The organism is Streptomyces sp. NPDC015127, from assembly GCF_043080095.1.
Taxonomy (GTDB): domain Bacteria; phylum Actinomycetota; class Actinomycetes; order Streptomycetales; family Streptomycetaceae; genus Streptomyces.
Map to the genome: position 1 here is coordinate 225,450 of NZ_JBIBVE010000005.1, position 13,336 is coordinate 238,785.

Annotated in this window: 10 protein-coding genes; 2 read left to right on the plus strand and 8 right to left on the minus strand. The window is 69.3% G+C overall.

What is annotated here, in order from left to right; genetic code table 11:
* Positions 1–32 precede the first annotated feature (32 nt).
* A complete protein-coding gene (locus ACF08N_RS12250) occupies positions 33–650 on the plus strand; it encodes a GNAT family N-acetyltransferase (RefSeq protein WP_392324518.1) in 618 nt (205 codons plus the stop codon).
* Between the two features lie 77 nt (positions 651–727).
* On the opposite strand, the gene trxA is transcribed toward ACF08N_RS12250, so the two are convergent.
* From trxA to ACF08N_RS12285, 7 genes are all read right to left on the minus strand, one after another.
* The gene (gene trxA / locus ACF08N_RS12255) at positions 728–1,060 is read right to left on the minus strand and encodes a thioredoxin (protein ID WP_392324519.1); all 333 of its coding nucleotides are present in this window, start codon (positions 1,058–1,060) and stop codon (positions 728–730) included.
* A 49-nt stretch (positions 1,061–1,109) separates the two neighbouring features.
* The gene (trxB, locus tag ACF08N_RS12260) at positions 1,110–2,084 is read right to left on the minus strand and encodes a thioredoxin-disulfide reductase (protein ID WP_392324520.1); all 975 of its coding nucleotides are present in this window, start codon (positions 2,082–2,084) and stop codon (positions 1,110–1,112) included.
* 124 nt (positions 2,085–2,208) lie between these two features.
* Positions 2,209–3,108 carry a zf-HC2 domain-containing protein gene (locus ACF08N_RS12265; RefSeq protein ID WP_392324521.1) on the minus strand — a complete coding sequence of 300 codons (900 nt, stop codon included), beginning with the start codon at positions 3,106–3,108 and terminating at the stop codon, positions 2,209–2,211.
* A complete protein-coding gene (gene sigM, locus ACF08N_RS12270) occupies positions 3,105–3,809 on the minus strand; it encodes an RNA polymerase sigma factor SigM (RefSeq protein WP_392324522.1) in 705 nt (234 codons plus the stop codon). The genes ACF08N_RS12265 and sigM overlap by 4 nt, the downstream gene beginning before the upstream one ends.
* A gap of 30 nt (positions 3,810–3,839) precedes the next feature.
* Positions 3,840–5,576 carry a protein kinase family protein gene (locus ACF08N_RS12275; RefSeq protein WP_392324523.1) on the minus strand — a complete coding sequence of 579 codons (1,737 nt, stop codon included), beginning with the start codon at positions 5,574–5,576 and terminating at the stop codon, positions 3,840–3,842.
* Between the two features lie 120 nt (positions 5,577–5,696).
* A complete protein-coding gene (gene murJ, locus ACF08N_RS12280) occupies positions 5,697–7,850 on the minus strand; it encodes a murein biosynthesis integral membrane protein MurJ (protein ID WP_392324524.1) in 2,154 nt (717 codons plus the stop codon).
* 45 nt (positions 7,851–7,895) lie between these two features.
* Positions 7,896–10,295: a DUF6049 family protein gene (locus ACF08N_RS12285; protein ID WP_392324525.1), complete on the minus strand. Its 2,400-nt coding sequence runs from the start codon at positions 10,293–10,295 to the stop codon at positions 7,896–7,898.
* A gap of 182 nt (positions 10,296–10,477) precedes the next feature.
* Between ACF08N_RS12285 and ACF08N_RS12290 the strand changes: the two genes are divergently transcribed.
* Positions 10,478–11,944, plus strand: coding sequence for a CCA tRNA nucleotidyltransferase (locus ACF08N_RS12290; RefSeq protein ID WP_392324526.1), 1,467 nt, complete (start codon positions 10,478–10,480; stop codon positions 11,942–11,944).
* A 97-nt stretch (positions 11,945–12,041) separates the two neighbouring features.
* Here the strand turns inward: ACF08N_RS12290 and ACF08N_RS12295 are convergent, their stop codons facing one another.
* Positions 12,042–13,310 (minus strand): MFS transporter, encoded by a 1,269-nt coding sequence (locus ACF08N_RS12295; RefSeq protein ID WP_392324527.1) that lies wholly within the window; start codon positions 13,308–13,310, stop codon positions 12,042–12,044.
* Positions 13,311–13,336: the final 26 nt, after the last annotated feature.

Consider the following 13,336-nt stretch of genomic DNA (forward strand, 5'->3'; position numbering starts at 1 on the left):
GCGGCACATCAGGGAAGTGAGGATGAGCCTCCATGGGGCGTCGACTCGTACCGCTCACGCTGGACAACCTTTCAGACCTTCCCCGGCGCTGTCGTTCGTGCGTCTTCTGGGAACTTGATCCGGTCAGCGGCGAAGCAGCGGTAAAGGCGGGTACGCCGCAGCTCGAGAAGGAGGCCTGGATCTCGGCGGTCCTTCTCGACTGGGGCTCGTGCGGCCGTGTCGTCTACGTCGACGACGCTCCGGTCGGCTTCGTGCTCTACGCGCCGCCGGCCTACGTACCCCGGTCCATGGCCTTTCCCACGAGTCCTGTCTCCGCGGACGCGGTGCAGCTGATCACCGCGTGGGTCATGCCCGGGTATCAGGGGCAGGGTCTGGGCCGGGTGATCATCCAGACCGTAGCCAAGGACCTGTTGCGGCGGGGCTTCCGCGCCATCGAGGCTTTCGGCGACGCTCGGTGGAAAGAGCCGGCCTGCGTTCTGCCCGCCGACCATCTGCTCGCCGTGGGATTCAAGACAGTGCGCCCGCACCCGACGCACCCCCGGCTACGGCTGGAACTCCGTACAACGCTGTCCTGGAAGGAAGACGTGGAGCTGGCGCTGGACCGGTTGTTGGGTGCGGTGCAGAAGGAGCCGGCGCTCCGCCCGCTGTGAGGCCGACATGAGAATGGGCTCATCCCCGCAGAGGGGATGAGCCCATTCGATGTTTCACGTGAAACATCGAGGCGAGATCACTCGCCGATGAAGCTCTCGAGGTCGCGGACGATCGCGGCCTTCGGCTTGGCGCCGACGATGGTCTTGGCGACCTCACCGTTCTGGTAGACGTTCAGCGTCGGGATGGACATGACGCCGTACTTCGCAGCGGTGGCCGGGTTCTCGTCGATGTTGAGCTTCACGACCTGGATCTTGTCGCCGTACTCGTCGGCGATGGCCTGGAGAGACGGTGCGATCTGGCGGCAGGGACCGCACCAGGCGGCCCAGAAGTCCACCAGGACAGGCTTGTCGCTCTTGAGGACGTCCTCTTCGAAGGAGTCGTCGGTCACTTTCTTCAGGTCGCCGGCCACGGCGTCCTCCTTACTTCTCTGCGGGGTGTAGGGGAGTGCGGTGCAGGGGTCAGACCACGGGGGTCTTCTCGGGCTCGGCGACCTTCTCGCTGTCCGCGAGGGCGGCGAGGAAGCGCTCGGCGTCCAGAGCGGCCGAGCAGCCGGTGCCGGCAGCCGTGATGGCCTGACGGTAGGTGTGGTCGACGACATCGCCGGCGGCGAAGACACCCGTCAGGTTGGTGCGTGTGGACGGCGCATCGACCTTGAGGTAGCCCTCGTCGTCGAGCTCGAGCTGACCCTTGAAGAGCTCGGTGCGGGGGTCGTGGCCCACGGCGATGAACAGGCCGGTGACGGCGAGCGGCGAGGTCTCACCCGTCTTGGTGTTGCGCAGGGTCAGCCCGGAGAGCTTCTGGTCGCCGTGGATCTCTGCGACCTCGCTGTCCCAGGCGAAGGAGATCTTCGGGTCGGCGAAGGCGCGCTCCTGCATCGCCTTGGAGGCGCGCAGCGTGTCACGGCGGTGGACGATCGTGACGGACTTGGCGAAGCGCGAGAGGAAGGTGGCCTCCTCCATAGCGGTGTCGCCACCGCCGATGACGGCGATGTCCTGGTCCTTGAAGAAGAACCCGTCACACGTGGCGCACCAGGAGACACCGCGTCCGGAGAGAGCGTCCTCGTTCGGCAGGCCGAGCTTGCGGTGCTGCGAACCGGTGGTGACGATCACGGCCTTGGCGCGGTGCACGGTTCCGGCGGTGTCCGTGACGGTCTTGATCTCGCCCGTGAGGTCGACGGCCACGACGTCGTCCGGGACGAGCTCGGCGCCGAAGCGCTCGGCCTGGGCGCGCATGTTGTCCATCAGGTCCGGACCCATGATGCCGTCGCGGAAGCCGGGGAAGTTCTCCACATCGGTCGTGTTCATCAGCGCGCCACCGGCGGTGACCGCTCCCTCGAACACCAGGGGCTGCAACGATGCGCGCGCGGTGTAGAGCGCGGCCGTGTAGCCCGCGGGCCCGGAGCCGATGATGATCACGTTACGGACGTCGCTCACGGGTTTCTTCCTCGTCTCTGCAGACTGCCTACTGCCTACGGGGGCGGGTTACAAGGTCTCACCCCACCCAACGGATCCTACGGGGCGTGCATTCCCAAGGAGCCGGAGCGGCACAGGCAAGGTCTCAGTTGCGAGGGTAGGACTCCGTGTGGAGGACGGTTCCCGCGCGTTCGGCGGGGTTGCCGACGCATGCCGCGTCGACGACATACGCCTGGACCAGCTTCGCATCGGTGGGGTGCGCCATCACGACGAGGTAGGCGTCGACGCCCGCATAGCGGCCCTGCTCGAAGGCCAGGGGGCGATCGGACCGGCCGGTCCCCTGCTGGATGCACGAGGGCACCGCGGTCTCCGGTGAGCTCTTGGGCGAGACAGGGGTGCTCTCGGTGTCGAGTGACGGCGCCTTCTCGATCCTCGGCTCGGCCTCGGTGTCCGCAGCGAGCAGCGTGTGCACGCGGTCCTGGATCGGCGCCCCGGAGAACTCGCCGGTGTCGGCGCTGACGCTGGCCTCCTTGGTGGAGGAATCGCTCCCGGACTGCGTCTGTACGGTCTGGAGGAGGATGACGCTGACCCCGACGGCAGCAGCGCCGAAAACGGCACCGAGCATGGCCACGCGCCGACGGCGGCCCCGACGGTTCCGGCCCGGGCCGGTAGCGGCACGCGAGTGGCCGGCGGGCCGGTCGGCGGCCGGGGTGGCTGCCTCGGTCGCGGGCGAGGGCGGTGCTGTTTCACGTGAAACATGGGCGGGCTCGGAGGGCGCGCTGGCGTCCAGGAGCGCTTCCGCGGCCAGCGCGGCATCGATCCGGCCGGCGATGTCGGCGGGCATACGGCCGGCACGGGGCAGGGTCCCCAGCAGACCCCGGATCTCCGCGAGTGAGCTGCGGACATCTGCGCACAGGGAGCAGTCGTCGAGATGACGGCGTACCTCGGCTGCACGCGAGGGGGGCAGAAGACCTTCGGTGAGGTCGGAGATCTCCGAGACGTCCGGGTGCTGTGCTGTGCCGGCCCTGTCGGTCGAGGATGTCACGCGCGCCCACCTCCACCCTTCACAGCCGCAGGCCCGTTCGGCCCCGTATCGCTTGCTCCCGACTCCGGTGGGACGGATGTCCCCGGCGTCCGGTTCCTTCCCCCGCTGACGTCGGGGTTATCCCCGCTCTCCGTACGGAGGTGAGTGAGCAGCGGCAGCAGCCGGGCCCGCCCCCGGGCACACCGGCTCTTGATCGTCCCGGTGGGTACGTCGAGGACGCGTGCGGCTTCGGCGACGGGATATCCCTGCATGTCCACCAGGACGAGCGCGGCCCGCTGGTCCGGTGGCAGGGTGGCCAGCGCAGCCAGGAGCTGGCGGTGGAGGTCTTCGCGCTCGGCAGGAGCCTCGGCCGATTCATGAGGCTCCAGCAGCTGTTCCAGCCGCTCGGTGTCGTCGACGGGAGAGGTCTTGCGGGACGCCGCCTTGCGGGCCCGGTCGAGGCAGGCGTTCACGGTGATGCGGTGCAGCCACGTGGTGACGGCGGACTGGCCGCGGAAGGTGTGGGCGGCGCGGAAGGCGGAGACGAGGGCGTCCTGGACGGCGTCCGCGGCCTCCTCCCTGTCCCCCAGCGTGCGCAGCGCCACGGCCCACAGCCGGTCGCGGTGGCGCCGCACGAGCTCACCGAAGGCATCGGGGTCACCGGCGACATGGCGGGCCAGCAGATCCTGGTCGCTCGCGCTGCCGAGTGTGGCGTCGTCCAACGGTGAGCCCCCTCCCCGCTTCGTTCTCCGTCAGCCGGTGAACGTGACGTCCGTGATGCCTTGCTTGTAACCGGTGCCGCTGTACTCGTCCTTCGGCGAGTGCGGCATCGCGGTCATCCAGAGCAGGACATAGCGGCTTGCCACCGGCTTCTTGGCCGTCATCTTCAGTGCCGACCCGCTGGTCTGTCCGGAGGCGATCTGCGTCATGGAGGACACCGGGCCGGACGGAGACAGGGAATCAGCTGCGTAGAGGCTGATCGTGGTGTGATCTCCGCTGTAGCGCAACGCTATGGACGCGCTGGAGACATCCTTTTCCGATCCCAGGTCGAAGACAATGCCCACACCCTGCTTCACCGACGGAGCGAATTCCGGGCCGTCGAAGTAGCTCCTGGTACGCCAGTAGGTGGTGCTGTCGCCGTCGTGCGTGGCGCCGACATTCCCCGCGTTCTGGGGAGCGCCGTCCGGGGCGTACTCCTGGGCCGCCTGAACCCCCAGAGGAATGGGTGGCTTGGGCTTCTCGTCCTCGCCGTCCGTGACGGACGTCTCCGACGTCTTGGGCTCCTGGGATCCCTGATCCCGGCCCAGCAGCTTGTCGGCTACCTGCCAGCTGCCGAGCCCCAGCGCTGCGATGAGGAGCGCGGAGACGGTCCACTTCAGTGCCTTGCCGGTGCGGCTCTCCAGCGGGGCGGGCGGTGTGAGGGACGGCTGAGTGACACCCATGCCCGGCCGGACGGCGGTCCGCCCGTAGTTGCCCTGCTGGTAGGTGGTGCGCTGGTAATCCGGCGGGGCGGTGAAAGCAGGCTCCGGCCGGCGGATGCGCGGCATCGCGGCGACCGCCTTCGCCAGTTCGTCGGGCGTGGTGCACGGCGGCTCCTGGCGGGAGGCGGTGGCACCGTCGTTGACGAGAGCGCGCATGGCCAGTTCGGACAGGCCGCGATGGACGCCGGCCCGCACTTGGTCGGGCGCGACGAGACCGACGCCCTTGGGCAGACCGGAGAGACCGTAGGCATCGTTCTCGTACGGCCAGCGCTGCGTGAGCGCGGCGTACAGAAGGGCGCCGATCGCCTCGGTGTCGGTGCGCTGGGGGCGCTCGGCGGAGATGCCGCGCAGCGCGGCGTTCACCGCGAGACCACGGATGCGGTACTGGCCGGTGGAGGTCCGCAGGACCGCGCCGGGAGTCAGCCGCAGATGGGCGAGCCCTTCGCGGTGGGCCGCGGCCATGGCCAAGGAGACCTGCTCGACGAGCTGGTAGGCGTCGTGCGCTTCAAAAGGCCCGGCGGCCAGCAGCGTGGTCAGCTCGACTGCGTCGGGAAGCCACTCGTGGACGACATAGACCAGGTCGTTCTCCTCGACGGCGTCGAGGACCTGGACGAAGCGCGGATCGCCGAGGAGAGCCGATGAACGGGCGGCAGCGAGAACGGATCGGGCCCTTGGGTGGTCCGCGGGCAGGAGGTGGACGCCGACGGCACGGCGCAGTTTCTCGTCGACGGCACGCCAGCTGCTGAAACCGTCCAGACGGGTGACGCACTCCTCCAGGCGGTAGCGTCTGGCAAGTTTGTGGCCACTGTGCAGTTCAGGCGTCGACAAGGCGAGGTCTTTGCCCTTGGCCCCGGTCTTCCCCTCGCCGTCCTTCTCCGGTGCGGTCGTCTCCGCAGTCTTCTGGGATTGTGCCGCCCCGTCGGTCGTGGCCTTGCCCGCCTGCGCGGTCAGCGGTTCGTCCCCGCCGTTGTCGGCCACGTCGACGGCAGCCGTGCTACGTTCCGCCACCGTCGTTCCTGCCTCCCCATCCGTTGCGCCATATCCAAACGCCAAGCCAATTGTGCCCACAGTCGGACGCTATGCACGACACACGGCGTCCGACGATGGTTGTGCCAGGCCCGGTCCGTCCTAGCGGCCGAGACGGCCTCGGACCATGCCGACCATGGCGTTGAGTTCCTCGATGCGCATCCTCTTCGCCGCGACGAGGAAGACGCCCATCAGCACCGCCCCACCCGCGACCAGCGCCACCAACGAGCCGCCCGCGCCGCTGCCCAGTGCCGTCATGACGCCGAAGGCGGCCGCTCCGCCCGCGATCGCGGCCGGCACCGATGCCATGGAGAGCCGTGCATAGGTCCGCATCACGTGCGAGCCGTCCAGATCGCCGCCGAGGCGCGTCTTGAGCCGCCGCCAGGCGACCCCGACGCCCACCGCGTAGGCGAGACCGTAGGAGGCGCCCATGCCGACAACGGCCCACTGGGCGGGAAGCAACGCGTAACACAGGGCGGAGGCACCGGCATTGACCACCGCGACAATCACCGTGTTGTAGAAGGGCGTCCGGGTGTCCTCGTACGCGTAGAAGCCGCGCAGCACGACGTACTGCACGGAGTACGGGATGAGGCCGAGGCCGAAGGCCATCAGGATGAAGCCCATGCCCCGGGCGGCCTCCTGGCCGGTGGAGGCGAACAGCAGCGTGGACATCGGAACGCCCAGCGCGAGGAACGCGAAGGAGACCGGGACGATGGCGACCGCGGAGTTCCGCAGGCCCTGGGAGATGTCGTCCCGCACGGCGCCCGGATCGTCGTCGTGGGCTGCGCGTGAGATGCGCGGCAGCAGGGCGGCCATCACGGAGACCGTGATGATGGCCTGCGGCATGCCCCAGATGAGCTGGGCGTTGGTGTAGGCGATGAAGCCCGCGCCCTGCTTGCCCGAGGCCGCACCGGCCGCGGTGGCGAGCTGGGTGACGACGAGGACACCGGCCTGGTTCGCGAGGACGAAGAGCACCGTCCACTTGGCCAGCTTCACCGTCTTGCCGAGGCCGTGGCCCTTCCAGTCGAAGCGCGGACGGAAGCGGAAGCCGGTCTCACGCAGGTACGGGATCATCGCCAGTGCCTGGACGACCAGGCCGAGCAGCGTTCCGATGCCGAGCAGGCGGACGCCCTCCGGCGGGATCGTCTGCACGCCCATCTGCGATTCGGCCGAGGTGCCGTACACCCAGATGAAGAGGCCGAACGTGGTGATCATGACGATGTTGTTGAGGACCGGGGTCCACATCATCGCGCCGAACTTGCCGCGGGCGTTGAGGATTTGGCCCATGACCACATGGATGCCCATGAAGAAGATCGTGGGCAGGCAGTAGCGGGCGAAGGTGACGGCGACGCTGTTGGCCGCGGGGTCGCCGGCGATGGTGTCGGACATCAGCTGGATCAGCAGCGGCGCGGCGAACACGGCGCCGACGACGATGGCGCCCAGTGCCACCATCACCAGGGTGAGCAGGCGGTTGGCGTAGGCCTCGCCGCCGTCCTCGTCGTTCTTCATCGCGCGCACCAGCTGCGGCACGAAGACCGAGTTGAGCCCGCCGCCGACGGTGAGGATGTAGATCATCGTCGGCAGGGTGTACGCGACGGTGAACGTGTCACCGAGGAGAGCCGCGCCGAGAGCGGCGGTGATCACCAGACTGCGCACGAAGCCGGTCAGGCGGGAGACGAGCGTGCCGGCCGCCATCACGGCGCTGGACTTCAGCAGGCCGGAGGCCCGTCCCGCCGGCTTCTTCGGTGCGGGCGGCGGCGCAGGGACGGGTTCAGGGGCCGGGGCCGGGCGGCCCGCGGCCTGCTGGTCCCGGAAGAGGTGGGCGAACGCGTCCGGCTCCGGGGCCTCGTCGCCGGCGCGGGTGACCAGGTCGTCGATGCCCGTGAACTCGGTGGTTCCGGCGGCGTCCCCGTACGGCAGGTGGCGCGTGGGCCCTTCCGGCTCGGGCGGAGGCGTCTGGGCCCAGACGCGGGGGTCGGGGGCGTAGTCGGGTGACGGGGGCTGCTGGTAGAGCGGCTGCTGCTGCGGGTAGGTCCCGGGAGCCGGCGGAGGGTGCGCCGACCGGTCGTAGAGCGCCTCGGCCACCGGGTCCTGGGCCGACAGATCCTGGGCCTGGAAGGGGTCGGGGGCGTAGGCGTCCTGGACGTAGGGGTCCTGGGGACGGGGCTCGGGAGCGGGCTGATGCGGCGGCGGGACCTGGCCGGCCGGGTTGCCACCCGACCCCTGGCCACGGTCACCGTCGTACGGCGCGTTCATGACTACCCCACCTCATCGTCCCCGGCCGACCGGCCACGACATCGCTCAACGGTCCACTTTCTCACCAGCGCCCGACGGGTCGCCGCTTTCGGGTCGGGTGTTCGTTCCGGGGTCACTCGCCTGCCCGGGATCCGGGCTGTCGATGTCACCCCGCGTGCTCTCCGCCTCGTCCGCGGCCGAGTCGCCGTCCTTCGACGCCTCCTCGTCCGTCCCGTCCGCGGCCGAGTCGCCGTCCTTCGACGCCTCCTCGGCCTCCGCGGCCGCCGCCTCGCGGGCGGCCGCGCGCTTGCGCTGGGTGTACATCCTGATGCCTGCGAGGACGAGCAGCAGAACGCCGCCCGCGATGACGAGCATGACCGTCGGCGTGATCTCGGAGACCTTCACGGTGAAGTTCATGGCCTTGCCGTACAGCTTGCCGTCCTGGGTGTAGAGCTGCGCGGTCATCTGGACCTGGCCGTTGGCGTTGGCCGAGGCGGGGAACTTCACCGTCTGGCTGTGGCCGCCGTCGATGCGGACCCGCTGCTCGACCATGCCCTTGTCCCCGTCGAGGTTCAGACGCGTGGGGTTGTGGGCCGTGAGCCGGAGCACCAGATGGTCGATGCCCTGGACCAGCTCGTTCTGCACGGTGACCGGGATCGTGGCGCTGCGGCCCGACAGGGTCACGTCCGACTTCTCGATCAGCTGGACTTCTTCGGTCAGGTCCCGCAGGTAGCTCCGCACGCCGGTGCGGTACTGCTGGGCCGCCACGGGGTTGCCCCGCCAGGAGACCGACAGCTCGCGGTCGATCGCCCTGCCGAAGGGCGTGTTCACCCGGTCCGCCTGGGTGAGGATGCCCTCGAACATGTCGAGGGTCTCCTGGGTGCCCCGGACGTCCTGGAACACCTCGACGGGCAGCTCCTGCTGACGGAGCTTGCGCGGGTACTGGGAGGCGCTGGGCACCTCGGTGTTCGCGTCGGTGTCCGGCTTGGCGTGCGCGGCCCCGACGAGGTCGAGGGGCTGGGCCCACCGCTGATTGCCGAGGGCCTGCAGGGCACGCGCCATGGACTGCGCCTGGGCGGCCGTGGGCACACGCTGCGGTGCCACGACGATGCTGCGCTGCTTGTCCGGGGCCTGGTGCGTCACGGCGAGCGACTGGGCGAGGAACTCCTGGACGGCGAGCGTCGAGGTGTCCGACCGCGTCATGTCGCCGCGGAAGGCCTTGGAGAGCCGTGAGTCGGCGACGACCGCGGTCGTGCCGCCACCGATGGGCCGTGCCGCGGTGGGCGTGTACCCCAGGCTGTCCTGGAGGCTGTCACTGCGGGCGATCACGTTGTGCGCACCCGCCGATGTGGCCACATCGACGATCGACGAGTCGATCGCGCCTTCCACGGGCCAGGCGAAGTCGGTCGACGCCTTCACGTGGAGGACCGTCTCCACCGTGATCGCGGCGACCTCGGTGGCCGGCTGGAGATGGCTGAGGGATCCGGAGACGGACTTCCCGCGGTGCGCCAGCGAGGCCAGATCGGGATCGGCGAACGGCAGGGCGACGACCTCGCGGCCCTGGACCGCAGCTTCGAGATCGCTCAGCCAGCGCTTGGCCACGGCCTGGTTCTTGCCCGGGACCGTGGTGTTCCCCTTCTTGACCTGGTAGTCCCGGGTCATGGCGTCCACGGTGGCCAGAAGGTCCGGGTCCATGACCCAGGTGACCGGGAGCCCGTTGCCGAGGGAGACGAGCTGGTCGAGCCGTCCGCCCGGGGACAGCTCGGCCGCCAGCGACTCGTCCTCGAAGACGGGCGTCTGCTGTTCGTCGGAGCCCGTCTCGGAGGTGAGGTGCGTGGAGGAGATCAGCGGCCACAGATACGTGAGCCGCGTCTTCTTCTCCACCGCCTCCGGCTGCCAGGGAAGGAAGGTGCGCTCGATGCCCAGCACCTGGTCGAACGGCACGTTCGCGGTCTGCCCCGAGAGCGAGACGCCGAGCTGGTAGACACCGCCGTCCTCGTCGAGGTCGAGCTCGTCGGCCGGGACGGAGAGCCGAAAGTCGTGGCTGATCCCGGAGGCGAGGCGAGGGATCTCGACCGTGTACTTGTCGTCGACCTCCGGTCCGTCGAGGCCGGGGTCGTAGCCGGTCCGCTCGGCGGCACGGTCGATGGAGGTCCTGCCCGACAGCTTCTGCCCGACCCGCAGATCGACGTGGGCGTCCGTGATCGTCTGCTTGCCCTCGTTGATCACCGTGCCGGAGATGGTGATCGTGTCCTTGCTGCCCGGCGCCGCCGGCGTGAACGTGTCGAGAGACACATCGACGGTCCGGGACCCGGTGGCGTCCTCCGCGGCATGCGCCGCCGGGGCCGCGGGCCCGCACAGCAGCCCGGCCATCAGTGGTGCGCCGGTGAGCAGGGAGGCTGAGCGACGCAGCCACCGGCGGGCAGGAGAAGTACGCATCCCCTGGAAGTCTGCCGCCTCGGCCACGCGCTCGCCCGTCCCTCGTCGTCTGATTGCCGGTGGTGGTTCTCTGGTTCTTGCGTCCACGCATGGTAACGAGGCCGGCTGTGTCGAAGTGCCGCGGTGTGCATCACAAGATCGCAAGCGGCTCAGCGGGCCACCGTAAACCGGGGCGCTCGGGTCGGCCCGGGCACGTACCCTTTTCTGTTGTGCCGAACGCCAATGAAGACAACCCCACTGCCCTGAGCCAGGTGCAACGCCGCGCGGTGAGCGAACTGCTGCGGGTGTCCCCGGTCGCCGACGATCTCGCGCGCCGTTTCCAGGAGGCGGGCTTCAGCCTTGCCCTGGTCGGCGGGTCGGTACGTGACGCACTTCTCGGCCGGCTCGGCAACGACCTCGACTTCACGACGGACGCTCGGCCCGAGGACGTACTGAAGATCATCCGCCCCTGGGCGGACTCGGTCTGGGACGTCGGTATCGCTTTCGGCACGGTCGGCTCCCAGAAGGAGGGCCGGGTCGGGGACGACATGCAGAGCTTCCAGATCGAGGTCACCACGTACCGGTCGGAGTCCTACGACAGGACGTCGCGCAAGCCCGAGGTGTCCTACGGCGACTCCATCGAGGAAGATCTGGTCCGCCGGGACTTCACGGTGAACGCCATGGCCGTCGCTCTTCCCGACAAGGTGTTCATCGACCCGCACGGTGGCCTCGAGGATCTCGCGGCACGTGTGCTGCGGACGCCCGGCACTCCCGAGGAGTCCTTCTCGGACGATCCGCTGCGCATGATGCGCGCCGCCCGGTTCGCGGCCCAGCTCGATTTCGAGGTGGCGCCCGATGTGGTGGCCGCCATGAAGGCGATGGCCCAGCGCATCGAGATCGTCTCCGCCGAACGCGTGCGTGACGAGCTGAACAAGCTGCTGCTGTCGGCGAACCCTCGCAAGGGGCTGGGGCTGCTCGTCGACACCGGGCTGGCCGACTACGTCCTGCCCGAGCTGCCGGCACTCCGCCTGGAGAGCGACGAGCACCATCGGCACAAGGACGTGTACGAGCACTCACTCACCGTGCTCGACCAGGCCATGGACCTCGAGGACGAGGGGCCGGACCTGGTGCTGAGGCTCGCGGCGCTGCTCCATGACATCGGGAAGCCGAGGACGCGGCGGTTCGAGACGGACGGGCGCGTCTCCTTCCACCACCACGAAGTCGTGGGCGCGAAGATGACCAAGAAGCGGATGACCGCGCTCAAGTACTCGAACGAGATGGTCAAGGACGTTGCGCGGCTGGTCGAGCTGCACCTGCGCTTCCACGGCTACGGCACCGGCGAATGGACCGATTCGGCGGTGCGGCGCTATGTGCGGGACGCCGGACCCCTGCTGTCCCGGCTGCACAAGCTGACCCGCTCGGACTGCACGACCCGGAACAAGCGGAAGGCCGCCGCGCTCTCCCGGGCGTACGACGGGCTGGAAGAGCGCATTGCCCAGCTGCAGGAGCAGGAGGAGCTGGACGCGATCCGGCCGGACCTCAACGGCAACCAGATCCAGGAGATCCTGGGCGTCGGGCCGGGGCCGGTGATCGGCAAGGCCTATGCATTCCTGCTCGATCTGCGTCTGGAGAACGGACCTATGGAGCACGATGCCGCTGTTGCCGCCCTCAAGGAGTGGTGGGCGGCTCAGGACTGAGGCGGGAAATGGCGCGATGTTTCACGTGAAACATCGCGCAGGCAAGGGCCGGTTGCGGGGCGGTGTTTCACGTGAAACACCGCCCCGTGCGCTTCCGCTAGGCCATCTCGCCTTTGCGCCTCCAGCGCGCCAGCATCACGGCGACCACTGCATAGATGCCTGCGACCAGGACGACGAGCGGAGTCGACCTGCCATCCGGCGGCAGCATGAGTGCCGCGATGCCGGCCGCTCCGACGAAGCCCACGTTGAACAACATGTCGTACACGGAGAACAGCCGGCCGCGGAAGGCGTCGTCCGTGGCGGTCTGGACGATCGTGTCCGTCGCAATTTTCGCTCCCTGGGTGGCGAGACCCAGAATGAAAGCGGCGACGAGCATTGGCCCAGGAGCGAAGGGCAGGCCCAGCGCCGGTTCCAGGACGGCTGTGGCTCCGGCGCAGCCGACCATCCAGCCGTACCGCCCCAGGCGTCCGATCCCCCAGGGCGACAGCACGGCGGCGGCGAAGAAGCCCGCCCCCGAGACGGCGAGCGCCAGGCCGAGGAGGGCAAGCCCGTCCGATTCGGTGTCGGACCACGCGTAGCGGCAGAGCATGAGCACCATCACGGTGAACGCGCCGTAGCAGAACCGCATGAGGGTCATCGCCGCCAGCGCATGGGCCGCGGGAGGGCGCTGCACCAGATGCCGCAGACCGTCCAGCAGACCTCGTGCCGTGGAGGCGATCGCCGTGAGCAGACGCGGCTGGACGAGTTCGGGATCGGGGCCGAGCAGTTCCCGTCCCATGCGCAGCGATGCCAGGGCGGAGCAGAGGTAGAGCGCTGCTCCGACCAGTACCACCACGGCATCGGAGTCGGCAATGACCAGGCGGACCAGGAAGGCCAGCCCACCGCCCGCGGTGGCGGCGAGCGTCCCCGCGGTAGGCGACACGGAGTTGGCCATGACGAGACGGTCGGCGTCGACCACGCGCGGCAGGGCGGCCGAGAGCCCGGCGAGGACGAACCGGTTGACGGCCGTGACGGACAGCGCGGAGGCGTAGAAGAGCCAGTCCGGTACCGAGGCGACGATGAGCAACGCCGTACCGCCGGCCAGGAGGGCGCGCAGGAGATTGCCGTACAGCAGGACCTGCCGACGCCGCCAGCGATCGAGGAGTACGCCGGCGAACGGGCCGACGAAGGAGTACGGGAGCAGCAGCACGGCCATGGCGGAGGCGATCGCCGCGGGGGAGGTCTCCTTCTCCGGGGAGAACACCACGTATGTGGCGAGTGCGACCTGGTAGACACCGTCGGCCGACTGGGAGAGGAGCCGGACGGTCAGCAGGCGGCGGAAGTCGGGCAGGCGCAGTAGTACGCGCAGATCACGTACAGCGGGCATGCGAGCAAGGGTCACATACGAGGAGG